The 13,545-nt window shown below is 73.0% G+C and carries 15 protein-coding genes; 5 read left to right on the forward strand and 10 right to left on the reverse strand.

Translation table 11 applies throughout. The annotated features are described in order from the left end of the window. Positions 1 to 52 precede the first annotated feature (52 nt). Complete coding sequence (locus tag OIE69_RS09210; protein ID WP_326571454.1) at positions 53 to 682, reverse strand: hypothetical protein; 630 nt, start codon at positions 680 to 682, stop codon at positions 53 to 55. Between the two features lie 208 nt (positions 683 to 890). On the opposite strand from OIE69_RS09210, the gene OIE69_RS09215 reads away from it, so the two are divergent. Then, positions 891 to 2,327, forward strand: a complete 1,437-nt coding sequence (locus OIE69_RS09215) for a helix-turn-helix domain-containing protein (protein ID WP_326571455.1) — start codon at positions 891 to 893, stop codon at positions 2,325 to 2,327. A gap of 114 nt (positions 2,328 to 2,441) precedes the next feature. Here OIE69_RS09215 and OIE69_RS09220 read toward each other — a convergent pair whose 3' ends face one another. Both OIE69_RS09220 and OIE69_RS09225 read right to left on the reverse strand, forming a co-directional pair. After that, the gene (locus tag OIE69_RS09220) at positions 2,442 to 2,738 is read right to left on the reverse strand and encodes a DUF4190 domain-containing protein (RefSeq protein WP_326571456.1); all 297 of its coding nucleotides are present in this window, start codon (positions 2,736 to 2,738) and stop codon (positions 2,442 to 2,444) included. A 29-nt stretch (positions 2,739 to 2,767) separates the two neighbouring features. Continuing rightward, positions 2,768 to 2,923 (reverse strand): hypothetical protein, encoded by a 156-nt coding sequence (locus tag OIE69_RS09225; RefSeq protein WP_326571457.1) that lies wholly within the window; start codon positions 2,921 to 2,923, stop codon positions 2,768 to 2,770. A gap of 140 nt (positions 2,924 to 3,063) precedes the next feature. On the opposite strand from OIE69_RS09225, the gene OIE69_RS09230 reads away from it, so the two are divergent. Together OIE69_RS09230 and OIE69_RS09235 are read left to right on the forward strand one after the other, a co-directional pair. Next, complete coding sequence (locus OIE69_RS09230; RefSeq protein WP_326571458.1) at positions 3,064 to 3,693, forward strand: TetR family transcriptional regulator; 630 nt, start codon at positions 3,064 to 3,066, stop codon at positions 3,691 to 3,693. Between the two features lie 44 nt (positions 3,694 to 3,737). Beyond that, a complete protein-coding gene (locus tag OIE69_RS09235) occupies positions 3,738 to 4,649 on the forward strand; it encodes a YceI family protein (RefSeq protein ID WP_326571459.1) in 912 nt (303 codons plus the stop codon). A gap of 15 nt (positions 4,650 to 4,664) precedes the next feature. On the opposite strand, the gene OIE69_RS09240 is transcribed toward OIE69_RS09235, so the two are convergent. The 4 genes from OIE69_RS09240 to OIE69_RS09255 form a co-directional block, all read right to left on the reverse strand. Then, positions 4,665 to 5,459 (reverse strand): VOC family protein, encoded by a 795-nt coding sequence (locus OIE69_RS09240; RefSeq protein WP_326571460.1) that lies wholly within the window; start codon positions 5,457 to 5,459, stop codon positions 4,665 to 4,667. An 83-nt stretch (positions 5,460 to 5,542) separates the two neighbouring features. Then, entirely contained in the window at positions 5,543 to 6,334 is a 792-nt protein-coding gene (locus tag OIE69_RS09245; RefSeq protein WP_326571461.1) for a VOC family protein, read from the reverse strand. 95 nt (positions 6,335 to 6,429) lie between these two features. Then, positions 6,430 to 7,200, reverse strand: a complete 771-nt coding sequence (locus OIE69_RS09250; RefSeq protein ID WP_326571462.1) for an ABC transporter ATP-binding protein — start codon at positions 7,198 to 7,200, stop codon at positions 6,430 to 6,432. Next, on the reverse strand, positions 7,193 to 8,110 hold the full coding sequence (locus OIE69_RS09255) for an ABC transporter permease (RefSeq protein WP_391575782.1): 918 nt from the start codon (positions 8,108 to 8,110) through the stop codon (positions 7,193 to 7,195). The genes OIE69_RS09250 and OIE69_RS09255 overlap by 8 nt, the downstream gene beginning before the upstream one ends. A gap of 147 nt (positions 8,111 to 8,257) precedes the next feature. Between OIE69_RS09255 and OIE69_RS09260 the strand changes: the two genes are divergently transcribed. Further along, positions 8,258 to 8,869 carry a TetR/AcrR family transcriptional regulator gene (locus OIE69_RS09260; RefSeq protein ID WP_326571463.1) on the forward strand — a complete coding sequence of 204 codons (612 nt, stop codon included), beginning with the start codon at positions 8,258 to 8,260 and terminating at the stop codon, positions 8,867 to 8,869. Between the two features lie 419 nt (positions 8,870 to 9,288). Here OIE69_RS09260 and OIE69_RS09265 read toward each other — a convergent pair whose 3' ends face one another. After that, the gene (locus OIE69_RS09265; protein WP_326571464.1) at positions 9,289 to 10,335 is read right to left on the reverse strand and encodes an NAD(P)-dependent alcohol dehydrogenase; all 1,047 of its coding nucleotides are present in this window, start codon (positions 10,333 to 10,335) and stop codon (positions 9,289 to 9,291) included. Positions 10,336 to 10,617: 282 nt separating this feature from the next. Between OIE69_RS09265 and OIE69_RS09270 the strand changes: the two genes are divergently transcribed. Then, on the forward strand, positions 10,618 to 11,547 hold the full coding sequence (locus OIE69_RS09270; RefSeq protein ID WP_326571465.1) for a helix-turn-helix transcriptional regulator: 930 nt from the start codon (positions 10,618 to 10,620) through the stop codon (positions 11,545 to 11,547). A 32-nt stretch (positions 11,548 to 11,579) separates the two neighbouring features. On the opposite strand, the gene OIE69_RS09275 is transcribed toward OIE69_RS09270, so the two are convergent. Beyond that, positions 11,580 to 12,110, reverse strand: coding sequence for a SixA phosphatase family protein (locus OIE69_RS09275; protein WP_326571466.1), 531 nt, complete (start codon positions 12,108 to 12,110; stop codon positions 11,580 to 11,582). After that, on the reverse strand, positions 12,107 to 12,832 hold the full coding sequence (locus OIE69_RS09280) for a hypothetical protein (protein WP_326571467.1): 726 nt from the start codon (positions 12,830 to 12,832) through the stop codon (positions 12,107 to 12,109). Before OIE69_RS09280 ends, OIE69_RS09275 begins: the two co-directional genes overlap by 4 nt. Positions 12,833 to 13,545 lie beyond the last annotated feature (713 nt).

A 13,545-nucleotide genomic window follows, 5' to 3' on the forward strand; every position in this document is an offset into this window, starting at 1 on the left:
GGCGCCCCCCGGTGCCCCGCCGCCGGTGTCCGTGGGCCGCCCGGCGGCGCCGTCAGCGGTACAGCTTGTTCACGGCGGTCCGGGTGGTCTTCTTGAAGGCCTTCAGCGGGATCTGGTCGAGGGTTCCCATCTGACCCCACTCGACGACGGTGACGGTGCGGCCGTCGCGGCCGATGCCGTACAGCCGGACGTTGTGCTCGGACTCGGGGGGCGCGACGTGCACGCCGTAGACGTGCGCGCCCTCCTCCACGGCGAGGCCGCCGAAGTCCTTCCAGTCGGCCTGTGAGCCGGGGTTCTGCTCCAGGAAGCGCGCGACGCAGCCCCGCACGGACTTGCGGAGCTTGGCGGCGAGGTCGCGCGCCGCCTTGTTGTTCTTGGTCGTGAAGGTGACCTGCTGGGCGTTGGTGTCCAGTTCGGTCCAGAAGGAGCGGTGCGAGACGCCCTTGCGGGGCAGGCCGCGCAGGGTGCAGGCGGTGCCGCCCTCGGGCAGGCCGCTCTTGACCCGGTCGGCGTACCAGGGCGAGTCGGGGTACGGCGGCAGTTCCTTCGGCGCGAGGAACCTCGGTGCCGAGGTGGGCGCGGCGGCGGCGCCGGCCTCCGCGGAACCGGCGGCCAGGAGTGAGGTGGCCGCGACCGTGGACATCACGGTCACGGCGGCGCGGCGGACGAGTGTGCGGTTCAAGGTGGTTCCCCCGTGGTCAGGTCGTGGACGAGGACCGCCTCCGACCGGCGGCGGTGCTGAGTCCCAGCCTGCGCGGCGCCGTCACGGCCCGGCAACATCCGCGGCGGCTTCCGGGACGCTGGAACGGTTGCGCGTACCCTGGCCTGGGGAGACGTGAGCGCCCTGGAACGGGCGGCCGGGACACGGGAAGGCGTCGGGGGCGCGGGACATGGGTGGTACGGCAGCGGGCAGCGAGCACTTCGCCCGGAATTTACGTGAGCTGAAGGACCGTTCGGGGCTGAGCTACGGGCAGCTGGCGAGCCGGCTGCACGTCAGCACCTCGACCCTGCACCGCTATTGCAACGGCGACGCCGTGCCGGCGGACTACGCGGTCGTGGAGCGTCTGGCGCGGTTGTGCGGCGCGGGGCCGGAGGAACTGGTCGAGCTGCACCGCCGGTGGGTGCTCGCGGACGCGGTCCGGCGCGTGGGCAACCGCGGGGGCGGCGGGGCGGGGGCGGAGCGCGGCGAACTGGGCGACGGTGGCGACGACGACGGGGAGCTCGGGGGCGAAGGCGAAGATGGCGCGGACGACGGCGGCGACGACGCCGCGCCCGTAGGTAACGTCCCCGCCGGGCCGGCGCCTTTGCCGGTGCCCGAGGCGGCCGCCGAGGCGGCGGCCCCGGTCACGCCCGTCGAACTGGAGCCGATCGGTACCGTCCCGCCGCCGCGGCGGCCGCGTTCCTGGCGCCGCCGGCTGTCCCGGCCGGCCGTCGCCGGTTCGGTGGCCGCGCTGGTGCTCACCGGCGCCGCGCTGGCGATGACCGACGGCACCGGCGGCGAGGGCGCGCCGGCCCGTGCCTCGTCCTCCTCCCCCTCCCCGCGCCCCGGCGGTGCGGACGGCACACCCCCCTCGCCCGGCGGTACGGGCACCGCCACGGTGTCATCCGGCGCGTCCCCCTCCGGACGGGCCCCGTCCACCGGGCCGTCGGTGAAGGACACGAAGGCCGTCCCCCGCTCGCCCGGCGGTGGTACGGCCTCCCGCGCCCCGGTGCCGGCGCAGCCGCTGGTCTGGAGCGTGCGCTCGCACGTCTGGGAGAACGGTTGCGGGCACCGCTACCTCATCGACCGGCCGCCCGCGGACGTCCCTCCCCCGCCGCTCTCCCAGGACGCGCGCGCCTGGGCCACCGCCCTGGGCGCCGTGCACGGCGCCACGACCATCGTCGAGACCACGTTCCGCGGGCGCGGGTCGGCCCCGGTGGTGGTGCAGGCCCTGCACATCCGTGTCGTCGAGCGCCGCGACCCGCCGCGCTGGTCCTCGTACTCGATGGACAACGGCTGCGGAGGAGCGCTGACGCCCGCCGAGTACGCGGTGGACCTCGACGCGGCCCGTCCGCAGCCGCAACCGCGTGACGGCAGCGACAGCGAGCACACCCTCCCCGTGGTGCGTCTGCCCTACCAGGTCTCCGCGCAGGACCCGCTGGTGCTCAGGGTGCACGCCCGCACGGTGCGCTGCGACTGCGACTGGTTCCTGGAACTGGAGTGGAGTGCCGGCGGCCGGTCGGGCACGGTCCGCGTCGACGACGGCGGGCGTCCCTTCCGCACCAGCGGCGTCAAGGGCCGCCCCGAGTACGAGTACTGGTCCCCCGCGGGCTGGACCCGGAACTAGTCCCGGTCGGCAAGGTCTCGCCTGCCCCCGTCCCGGTGGTACGGAAGGGTCCCCACTCCCCCCGTGCGGAGTGGGGACGCCCTCCCCCGTTCCCGTCGGCCGCCTCGCCGGCGGTCAGAGGCCGAACGGCCAGATGAAGCCCTTGTTCATGGTGATGAGCACGACCAGCACCATCAGATCGGCCGCGCCGAGGACCAGGCCTGCGATCGCCCGGACGGGACGCTCGGTGCCCCGGACGAGCGCCATGCCGCCGAGGATCAGGGCGAAGGGGCCGAGCACGATGTTGAAGGCCAGCAGGCCGACCAGGCCCAGCGCGAACGAGGCCACGGCCATGCCGTCGGAGCCGTCCGAGCCCGACCGGGCTTCCCTGGCGCGCAGTTGGCGGTCACGAGCGGGTACGTAGGAGTCCATGGGTGGGTTCCCCCCCTGGGAGACGTGGGTCAGCGGTGGCGGTGGCGCCCGACGCGCTCGCGGACGTAGAACGTGAGCAGCCAGGCACCGACCACGCCCGCGGCGACGAGGAAGACGGGAAGCGGGGTGTAGGAGACGGTGCCCAGGAGGATTCCCATGGCGACCAGGACGACGAGGAGGGTCACGGACGGGTGCCTTTCTCGGTTGCCGGACGGCACTGCGGGATGCGGACGTCAGAACTCAGTGAACAACTGGAATAACAGTTGTTCACTGAGTTGGTAGCCTACCCTCGCACAACTCGGCGAACAGCTGTTTACTGGATGACATGAGTCACACCCTCGGGGCCCGCGAGGCCCAGAAGCAGCAGACCCGGCGGGCCCTCCTCGACGCGGGCCTGCGCCTGCTGGAGAACCAGAGCCTGAGCAGCCTGGGACTGCGCGAGGTCACCCGCGAAGTGGGCGTCGCGCCCGCCGGGTTCTACCGGCACTTCCGCGACATGGGCGACCTCGGGGTGGCCCTGGTCGCCGAGTCGCTGGGCAGTCTGCACGCCATGATCCGGGCGATCCTCGCCGAGCAGGACGACGCGGAGGAGGTCATCGCGCACTCCGTCCGCCTCATCGCCCGGCATGTGCGCGACCACCGGCCGCACATCCGCTTCATCGCCCGCGAGCGGCACGGCGGGGTGCAGGCCGTCCGGGAGGCCATCGCCGCCGAACTCTCGCTCTTCGCCGACGAGGTGGCCGAGGCGCTCGGCACGCAGCCCGTCTCGCACGGCTGGTCGCCCGAGGACGTGCATATGCTCGCCGAACTGTACGTCGACCGCATGCTGATGACGGCGATCGCCTTCATGGAGGCGCCGGCCGACGACACCGCGGCCGAGGAGGGCATCACGCAACGGGCCCGCAAGGAGCTCTACCTGATCCACCTGGGACGACGGCACTGGCTGGACACCTGAGGACGAATTGGCACTTGCGTGGATTCGCCATCTAAGGTGATCGCATGGCTTTCGCACTCTTTAGGCGCAATCGGACGGTCAACGGCTCCGCGGACCCCGGGCTGTTGCCGCCGATCGCCGAGGGCGCGGGACTGATCAGCTGTCAGGTGCTCGACCCCTCGGGCCGGCCGCTGGGCGGCGCCGAGGTCACCGTGTCCGACTCCCGCACCCACCGCCCGCGGGTGACGGCGACCAGCGACCCGTACGGGACGTTCCTCGCCACGCTGCCGCCCGGGCGCTACTCCGTGATGATCAGCGCGGACGGCATGCAGCCCTACCGGGGCACCGTGGAGATCGCGGACGGGCTCCAGTCCCCCATCGGCGCGGTGCGGTTGGCGCCGTCGCCGGGACTCGAACTGCCGCCGCCGGGAACCTGGTTCTTCGACCCTCCGCACACGGCCGTCCGGTTCATCGCCAAGCACGTGGGCATGGCCCATGTGCACGGCCGCTTCGACCGCTTCACGGGCGGTATACGCGTCGCGGAGCGTATGGAGGACTCCCACGTCGAGATCACCATCGACGCCGCGAGCATCAACACCGGCAACCGGACCCGGGACAACCACCTCCGCTCGGGCGACTTCCTGGACGTCGCCGCCTACCCCTGGATCCGCTTCGCGAGCGACCGCTTCGTGCACGAGGGCGGCTCGCGCTGGGCCGTCCACGGCCACCTCGGCATGCACGGCATCAGCCGCTCGGTGACGCTGGACACCGACTACCTGGGGTTGGCGACCGGCGGCTACGGCGAGGAGTTGCGCTGTGCGGCCCTCGCCACCGCCGAACTGCACCGCGACGACTACACCCTCAACTGGCAGAGCATGCTGGCGCGGGGCATCGCGGTGGTGGGCCCGACCATCAAGCTGGAACTCGACGTCCAGGCCATGTTCTCCCGCCACGACACCCCGACGCCGCCGGAGTAGCCGCCGCGCGCCTTCTCAGCCCGCGGAGGGCGGGGGCGTGATGACACCGAAGGCCGCGCCCTGCGTGTCGACGATCTGGGCGAAGCGCCCGACCTCCGGCACGTCCATCGCCGGGACGCGGATCGTGCCGCCGGCCGACACGGCCCTGGCCAGCGTGGCGTCGCAGTCGGCGACCGCGAAGTACGGCAGCCAGTGTGTGCCTGCGCCCGCCGCGAGCATCTGCTCGTCGAGCTGCATGACGCCGCCATGGGCGTCGCTCTCGCCGCCGCCGGCCGGGGAGACCAGGGTGTAGACGTCGCCGGGCATCCGGGAGTCCTCGGTCCTCCAGTCGAAGACCTCGCGGTAGAAGGCCAGCGCAGCGGGCGCGTCCGCGGTGAAGAGCTCCGTCCAGTACAGCGTCCCGGGCTCGTTGACGACGTCCAGGCCCTTGTTGGCGCCCGGCTGCCACACACAGAAGCGGGCCCCGGTCGGGTCGGCGTAGGCCGCCATCCGCCCGAGGTCGAAGACGTCCATGGGGGAGAACCGCACGCTGCCGCCGGCCTGCTCGACGGACTTGGTGGTGGCGTCGGCGTCGGCCGTCTGGAAGAACGGCTCCCAGGCCGCGGTCGTCACACCGGGTTCGTTGTTCGGCCCGATGCCGGCGACGGTCCGGTCGGCGATCCGGAACATGCCGTAGCCGCCCGCCTCCGGTCCGGCCGAGAGGAAGTCCCAGCCGAAGACCTCGCGGTAGTAGGCCACGGAGGCGTCGACGTCGGGAGTGCCCAGGTCGAGCCAGTTGGGCGCGCCGGGTACGTAGTCGGTGCTGAGCATGGGGTGCTCCTTCGACGGGGGTGCTGTGCCCTGGTGACTCCCAGTCTTGCAGCGGGCACTGACAGTGCCCCCGTGCCGCCCCGTCAGCTCTGCTGCGGCTGGCTGGCGATGACCGCGAACAGCGCGCCGAAGGGGTCCGCGAGGTGCGCGAAGCGGCCGACGCCCTCGGCGTGCCGGGGCGCCATGACGACCCGGCCGCCGAGCTGCCCGGCCTTGGCCACCACCGCGTCGGCGTCCTCGACCTCGAAGTACGGCAGCCAGTGCGGGGTGACGCCGGCGTCCCTCATCTCGCCCGTGATCTCCACGATCCCGCCGAGGGACGCCTCCCGGCCGCCTCCCGAGGTCGACAGCACGGTGTACCTGGTCGTACCGAGCGGCACGTCCTGCGCCTGCCATTCCAGGACCGCGCCGTAGAAGGCGCCGGCCGCTGCGGCGTCCGGCGCGTACAGCTCGGCCCAGCCGAGGCTGCCCGGCTCGGTGACCACGTCGAGGCCCTCGGTGTCGCGGGGCTGCCACACGGCGAACTCCGCTCCCCCGGGGTCGGTGAAGCCGGCCATCCGGCCGTTGGTGAAGACGTCGAAGGGCGCGAGGCGCACGGTGCCGCCCGCCTGCTCGACCGCCTTGGCGGTGGCGTCGGCGTCGGCCGTCTGGAAGTACAGCGTCCAGGAGGACCGCACACCCTCCTCGCTGAGCGGCCCGAAGGCGGCCACGGTCTTCCCGCCGAGGCGGAAGAAGCCGTAGCCGCCGGCCTCGGGACCGAGCGACTGCGCGTCCCAGGCGAAGAGCCCGGTGTAGAAGGAGACCGCCGCCCCGGTGTCCGCGCTGCCGAGGTCGATCCAGTTCGGCGCGCCGTTGACGTACTGGGTGGTGAGCATGGCGGTCTCCTTGGCCTGCGTGCGTGCCCGGTGCTGCCGTGGTCCCGATGTCCGTCCTCAGTCTGGCACCGGTGCCCGGCTCGCGCCGGGCGGCGTCACTTCCCCTGGGTGAACGCGTCGTAGGCCTTGAGCACCTCGTCCGTCGGGCCGTCCATCCGCAGCGTGCCGTGCTCCAGCCAGATGGCGCGGTCGCAGGTGTCGCGGATCGACTTGTTGTTGTGGCTGACGAGGAAGACGGTGCCGGCCTCCTTGCGCAGCTCGCGGATCCGCGCCTCCGAGCGCTTGCGGAACCGGTTGTCACCGGTCGCGAGCGCCTCGTCGATCATCAGGACGTCGTGGCTCCTGGCCGCGGCGATCGAGAAGCGCAGGCGCGCCGCCATGCCGGAGGAGTAGGTCCGCATCGGGAGCGAGATGAAGTCGCCCTTCTCGTTGATCCCCGAGAACTCGACGATCTGGTCGTAGCGCTCCCGCACCTCGTCCTGCGACATGCCCATCGCCAGGCCGCCGAGCATGACGTTCCGCTCGCCGGTCAGGTCGTTCATCAGGGCCGCGTTCACACCGAGCAGCGAGGGCTGCCCCTGGGTGTACACCTTGCCGCTCTCCGCGGGCAGCAGCCCCGCGACCGCCTTGAGCAGGGTGGACTTGCCCGAGCCGTTGGAGCCGATCAGGCCGATGGACTCGCCCCGGTAGGCGGTGAAGCTCACACCGCGCACGGCGTGCACGGTGCGGACGTTCGGGTTGGCGCCCTTGCGGCGGACCAGCCGCGTCAGGGCGTTGACCGCGGTACCGCGGCCGCTGCCCGCGCCGTGCACCCGGTACACGATGTGCAGGTCGTCCACGATCACGGTGGGGATGTGCTCAGCCACGGCCGTACCTCTCCTCAGCCTTCCAGAACCACACGAAGCCCCCGACGCCCATGACCAGTGCCCAGCCCAGGGCGACCGCCCACACGTGGGGCGGCAGCTGCTCGGAGGTGAAGCTGTCGATCAGCGCGAAGCGCATCAGGTCGATGTAGACCGCCGCCGGGTTCAGGCCGAGCAGGATCTTCACGGCCTGCGGCGCGTGCGCCGCGACGTGGCTGATGCTGTACATCACACCGGAGGTGTACATCCACGTCCGCAGGATGAACGGCATCAGCTGCGCGAGGTCGGTCATCTTGCTGCCGAGCCGCGCCATCACCAGCGCCAGGCCCGCGTTGAAGACCGACTGCAGCAGCAGCGCCGGGATCACGAGCAGCCAGGACGGGCCGGGCACCTCGCCGGTCATCAGCACGATGGCGAAGAGCACGAGCATCGACATCAGCAGCTGCTGCAGCTGCATGATCGTCTGCGCGATCGGCAGGCTGGCGCGGGGGAAGTGCAGGGCCCGCACCAGGCCGAGGTTGCCGGAGATGGCACGGACGCCCGCCATCACCGAGGACTGGGTGAAGGTGTAGACGAAGATGCCGGTGACCAGGAACGCGATGTAGTTGTCGACGCCGCGGTCGGTGCCCAGCAGCAGGCCGAAGATCAGGTAGTACACGGCCGCGTTGAGCAGCGGGGTCAGCACCTGCCACAGTTGGCCCAGGCGGGCCCGCGTGTACTGCGCCGACACGCGGGCGGTGGCGTACGAGGTGATGAAGTGCCGACGTCCCCACAGCTGCCGCACGTAGGCGCCCAGGCCGGGACGGGCCCCGCTGACCGTCAGGCCGTGCCTGGCCGCCAGCTCTGCGGGGGACGGCGCCGGAGCGCCGGGCGGCGCGGTCGCCGCTGAGGAGGACTCGATGTCAAGGCTCACGAGGGTGGCGCTTCCGTTCGGGGGGTGAGGCGCGAGGGGGCTGTTGTGCGCCGACGGAACGAGACCGTATCGTCGTTACCAGGACGTTAGACCACATGCGCGTTGGAACGCAACCGTTCCGTCCCGTCGTCGCGTAGGCTGCCGGACATGGCACCGGACACCGCACCCCCACGACGCGCCCCCGCCGGGGCGGCAGTGCTCCGAGACGATGTCACGGAGGCGATCCGCGCGGCCGTCTTCGCGGAACTCGCCGCGGTCGGGTACGGACGGATGTCCATCGAGGGGATCGCACGGCGCGCGGGCGTCGGCAAGGCCGCGGTGTACCGGCGCTGGCGCTCCAAGCTTCCCCTCGTCCTCGACGTGGTCTCCGCCGTCGCGGCGGTCGGCATGCCGGCGCCCGCCACGGGGAGCCTGCTGGGCGACATCCGGATGCTGCTGGAGGTGACGGCGCGGGCGCTGCGGCACCCCGTCGCCTCGCAGATCATCCCCGACCTGCTGGCGGAGGCCTCCCGCCACCCGGAGATCGCCGAGACCCTGCAGACCGCGCTGCGAGACACCCAGCGCGGCATCGCCACGGCCATCGTCGAGGCCGCCGTCGAACGCGGCGAGCTCCCCGCCGGCACGGACTGCGACCTCGCCCTCGACCTCATCGCCGGCCCCCTCTACTGGCGCCTCGCGGTCCTCCGCTCCCCCCTCACCCCCCGCTACCTCGACCGCCTCGCCGTCGCCACGGTCGCCGCCCTGGGCGCGTCGGCCTGACGCCCGCGCGGGCCGGGCTCGAGGTGGATCTGGCCCAAGGGGCTGGGGCACGGTCGCCGCACTTCGAGGTCCGTGATCGGCGCGGCCTGCTCCTCGGTGGCCTGGTCGCGGGCCCCGGCTCGCCCCATCGCGGCGGCCACGGCGGCGTCGGCTCCTTCCTTGGTGTCGTCGACGACGTAGAGTGCCGGCACTCCCCGCTGCGGGCCGCGTGGCGGCGCAGTCCCACGAGCCACTGGTCCGCGCGGCTCGCGGGGGCGGCCGAGTGCTGCCGGTCGGTGGTGGTGCGCACGCCTTCTGCTCCCCTTGATCACCCGGCCACCCGGCCACCCGGGCCGGTGGCCGGGTGGGGCCGCCCGCCGGCTCGGTGCGGTCGGCGGGCGGCCCCACGGCGGTCGCGTCCCGTGCGGGCCGCGGCCCGGTCAGATCGTGGACGCGTCGATCACGAAGCGGTAGCGCACGTCGCTGGCGAGGATGCGCCGGAAGGCCTCGTTGATCCGGTCGGCGGGGATCAGCTCGATCTCCGCGCCGAAGCCGTGTGCCGCGCAGAAGTCCAGCATTTCCTGCGTCTCCGCGATGCCGCCGATCAGGGAACCGGCGATGGTCCTGCGGCCGGTGATCACGGAGAAGAGGTCCAGGGAGATGGGCTCCTCGGGCAGGCCGACGTTCACCAGGGCGCCGTCGGTCTTCAGCAGCTTGAGGTAGGCGCCGAAGTCGAGGGGGGCCGAGACGGTGGACAGGATGATGTCGAAGGTGCCCTCGAGCTCCTCGAACGTGCTCGGGTCGCTGGTGGCGCGGTAGTGGTCGGCGCCCAGCCGCAGCCCGTCGTCCTGCTTGCGCAGGGACTGCGAGAGCACCGTCACCTCGGCGCCGAGCGCGTGGGCGATCTTGACGGCCAGGTGACCGAGGCCGCCCAGGCCCAGGACCGCCACCTTCCTGCCGGGTCCGGCGCCGAAGTGCCGGAGCGGGGAGTAGGTGGTGATGCCGGCGCAGAGCAGGGGCGCGGCCACGTCCAGGGAGAGGCCGTCGGGGATGCGCAGCACGTAGTTCTCGTCGACGACGATGGCCCGGGAGTAGCCGCCGTAGGTGGGCTCGCCGTCCGTGCCGACCGCGTTGTACGTGAAGATCATGCCGCCGCCCGTGCAGTACTGCTCCAGGCCCGCCTTGCAGTTGTCGCAGGTGCGGCAGGAGTCGACCATGCAGCCGACGCCCACCCGGTCACCGACCTGGAACTTCGTGACACCGGGGCCGACTTCGGAGACGACACCGGCGATCTCGTGGCCGGGGACCATCGGGAAGATCGCCTCACCCCAGCCCTCGTCGACCTGGTGGATGTCGGAATGACAGATGCCGGCGTACTTGACGTCGATCAGGACGTCGAACTCGCCGACCTCGCGACGCTCGATGGTCGTGCGCTCCAGCGGGGCCTTGGGAGCGTGTGCGGCGTACGCGTGGGTGGTGCTGGTCATGTCCGTGCTCTCCTCAAGGATGGGTTCCATGACGTTCGGTGATCGCGCGGCGGCAGCCCGGATGGGGTCGGGGATGCCGTCCGCGGGAAGGAGGGGGACCGGGATCGGGGGCTCGGCTGGATCCGTGCCTGCCCGGTGGGCCTCCGCAATCCAGGACACCACGCGGAAACCGGGCCGCAGGGGCCGCTTTCCGGCCCTGACCTGCCGGGGAATCGGCTGCGTAGGACTCGGCGACCCCCTTTCCCGGGTCGCCCGCACCACCCCGCGAGCGAGAATGGGGGCATGGCCCGCAACGTCGAACTCAGCGAGTTCCTGCGTCGATCACGCGCCCGCATCTGCCCCGCATCGGTCGGGCTGCCCGAACGGGGCGCCTACCGGCGGGTACCGGGGCTGCGCCGGGAGGAGGTCGCCCAACTGGCCGGAGTGAGCACCGACTACTACACGCGGCTGGAGCAGGGGCGGCAGATCAGCCCCTCGGCCGGTGTGCTGGAGGCGGTGGCCGCCGCTCTGCGGCTCGACGCCGCGGAACGTGCCCACCTGTTCGACCTCGCCGGGCCCAAGCCGGGCACCGCACGCCGCCGCTCGGCGCCGAGCGTCCAGCGCGTCAGGCCCGAGGTGCGGCGGTTCATGGACTCCTTCGTCGACCAGGCCGCCTTCGTTCTGGGGCGCCGCACCGACGTGCTGGCCACCAACCACCTGGCCCGCGCGCTGATCGCCGATTTCGACGCCATGCCGGTACGCGAGCGCAACCTCACCCGCTGGATCCTGCTGGACGAGGCCGCCCACGCCCTGTACCCGGACTGGGAGCAGGTCGCCGCCGAGATGACCGCCACCTTGCGGCTCGACGCCGGCCGTCACCCCGAGGACACCCGCACCGCCGAACTGGTGGGCGAACTGGCCATGAAGAGCGAGCACTTCCGCCGCTGGTGGGCCGACCACAAGGTCTTCGACCGCACCCACGGGACCAAGCGTCACCACCACCCCGTCGTCGGTGACCTGACCGTCGACTACCAGGCGTTCACGATGTCGGGCGAGCCCGACCAGACCCTGTTCATGTACCTGCCGGCGCAGGAGCAGGCCTCGCAGGACGCCTGGAAGCTGCTCGCCAGCTGGAGCGCCCGGGAGCCGGAGGCACGACGGGACGTCGGCGGCCACGGCGGCGCCCCCGCGCGCGCCGACAACGCCCGGGGGTTCGACCGGCGTTCCGCCTGACGGCGCCTACGACGACGCGGGCGGGACGCGCTTCAGCCGCGGGGGACGGCGAAGTCGTCGAGGCGGGCGTGTTCCGGGGTGAGGGAGGACCAGGGGGCGGACCAGGTCAGGACGGCGAGGGCGGAGGTCGGGAACTTGTCGGCGGCGCGGAGCAGGGCGTCCGCGCGGGCCTCGCCCGTCAGGCGCAGGACGAGGTCCTGGACGCCCGGGTTGTGGCCGACCAGCAGAAGGGTCCCTGCCTCTTCGGGGGCCTCGCGCAGGACGTCGAGGAGGGCGCGGGCGGTGGCCGCGTAGACCCGCTCATCCAGGCGCACCGGCGCGGGCGGCCTGGCGCCCAGGGCCGCCGCGGCGAGCTCCCAGGTCTCCTGAGTGCGCCGGGAGGTCGAGCAGATCACCAGGTCGGGGGTCTGCCCGGCCTCACGCAGCCAGCGGCCGACGGCCGGGGCGTCGCGGCGGCCGCGGGGGCCGAGCGGACGGTCGTGGTCGGGAACGTCCGGGGGCCAGGCGGACTTGGCGTGCCGCAGCACGACGAGCCGTCGCGCTCCTTCCGCGCGGCGCCTCACGACCTCACCCCGCCGACCTCGCCGGTCAGCTCCAGGGCGAGCACGCGGTCCGCCCGGGCGAACGTCTCGAAGCGGGAGCCGTCCGGCAGGGCGGTCTCCTCCTCCAGGCGGTCGAGGGCGGCCAGGCAGGCGACGGTGTCGAGGTCCGCGCGCAGGGCCGCCTGGATGCGTTCGACGTACTCGGCGCACATGGGCTTGGACGGCGACTCCGCCCAGCGGGCCACCGCGCCGCGCCAGTGCCGCAGGCCGTCCTCCGCCGCCTCGAGGGCTCGCGGGGTCAGTTCCGCGGGGGCCCGGCGGTCCAGCCGGAGCAGCGCGAGCCGTACCGCGGGGCCGGGGGCGGCTACGTCGAAAGGGTGAACGGGTCCGACGTCCAGGCGGGGGCCGCCGGTGTCCGTGTCCGCCGGTGCGACGTGCACCCTCGCCGGTCCGGCGAGCGCCTCCTCGGCCTCGCGCCCGGTGTCGCCGCGGGCCTCGCGGGGCTTGATGCCCAGCGCCGCGGCGGCGGCGTCGAGTGCGGGGTCGGCCGGGCCCACCGAGGCGACCAGCACCTGCCCGCCGTAGGTCTCCGCGGTGCGCGCCAGCACGTCCGCGAGCAGCAGCACCCGCAGTGCGGCCGTCCCGCCCGCGGCACCGGTGTGGGCCAGCACCCGCAGCGGCGTGCGCCGTCCCGGGTCGAGTTCCACGGGTTCGCCGTTCCTGCCGTCCACGATGCGCAGCACGCCTTCGAATCTAACCCGTGCGGCCCACCGGCGCAGGTGCCCTTCGCGGGTGACGGGGTCTCGCACGGGGGCTCGGCAGGACCGCCGGACGGCCGACGGGTGGCACCCCCGCGCGCCCAAGTACCCCCGTCGCGGCGGAGGATGGGCCGCCGGGCAGGCCCGACCGGCGTCGGAGGCCGTGCCGTCCCGGAACCAGCCTGTGCGGGTTCGTTGCGCCTGCGGCGGGCTGTCCCCCACTCTCCCGCCCGATTGCCCCGGATGGTTGGTGCGGGCCTGCGCGCGTGCGTGGTGGGCCGGGGGCGGGGCCTCCGGGGCTGGGCATTCTGTACCGCATATCTATGTGCATGGCGGGCGGTCCAGGTAGGTACCGTCTGTGCCGCACAACAAATACACGTCAGCGTCCAGAACGCCCACCCTCCCCCAACCTTCGGCCGGGGGTGCCCCCACCTCCCCCGCCCCCTCCGTATCGTCGGGCGACAACGGCCGGTGGGGGGTAGAGGGCAGTCCGGGGTTGCCGCACACGCCTTACCGAACGCCCACCGCCGTCAGGCGCTCGGTGGGCCAGAGGGGATCGGGGCGCTCGGGCGGATGGCACCCCCACCGCGGCGCGCACCTGTCTCGGCCTCCGGCCGGGGGACCCCCTGCTGGGGGCAGTTCCCAGCGGTGCGGGGAGGGGCGCCCCCCATCACACCCCCACCGGCCGTCATGCGCCC

It is taken from the genome of Actinacidiphila glaucinigra (assembly GCF_035918135.1).
GTDB lineage: Bacteria > Actinomycetota > Actinomycetes > Streptomycetales > Streptomycetaceae > Actinacidiphila > Actinacidiphila glaucinigra.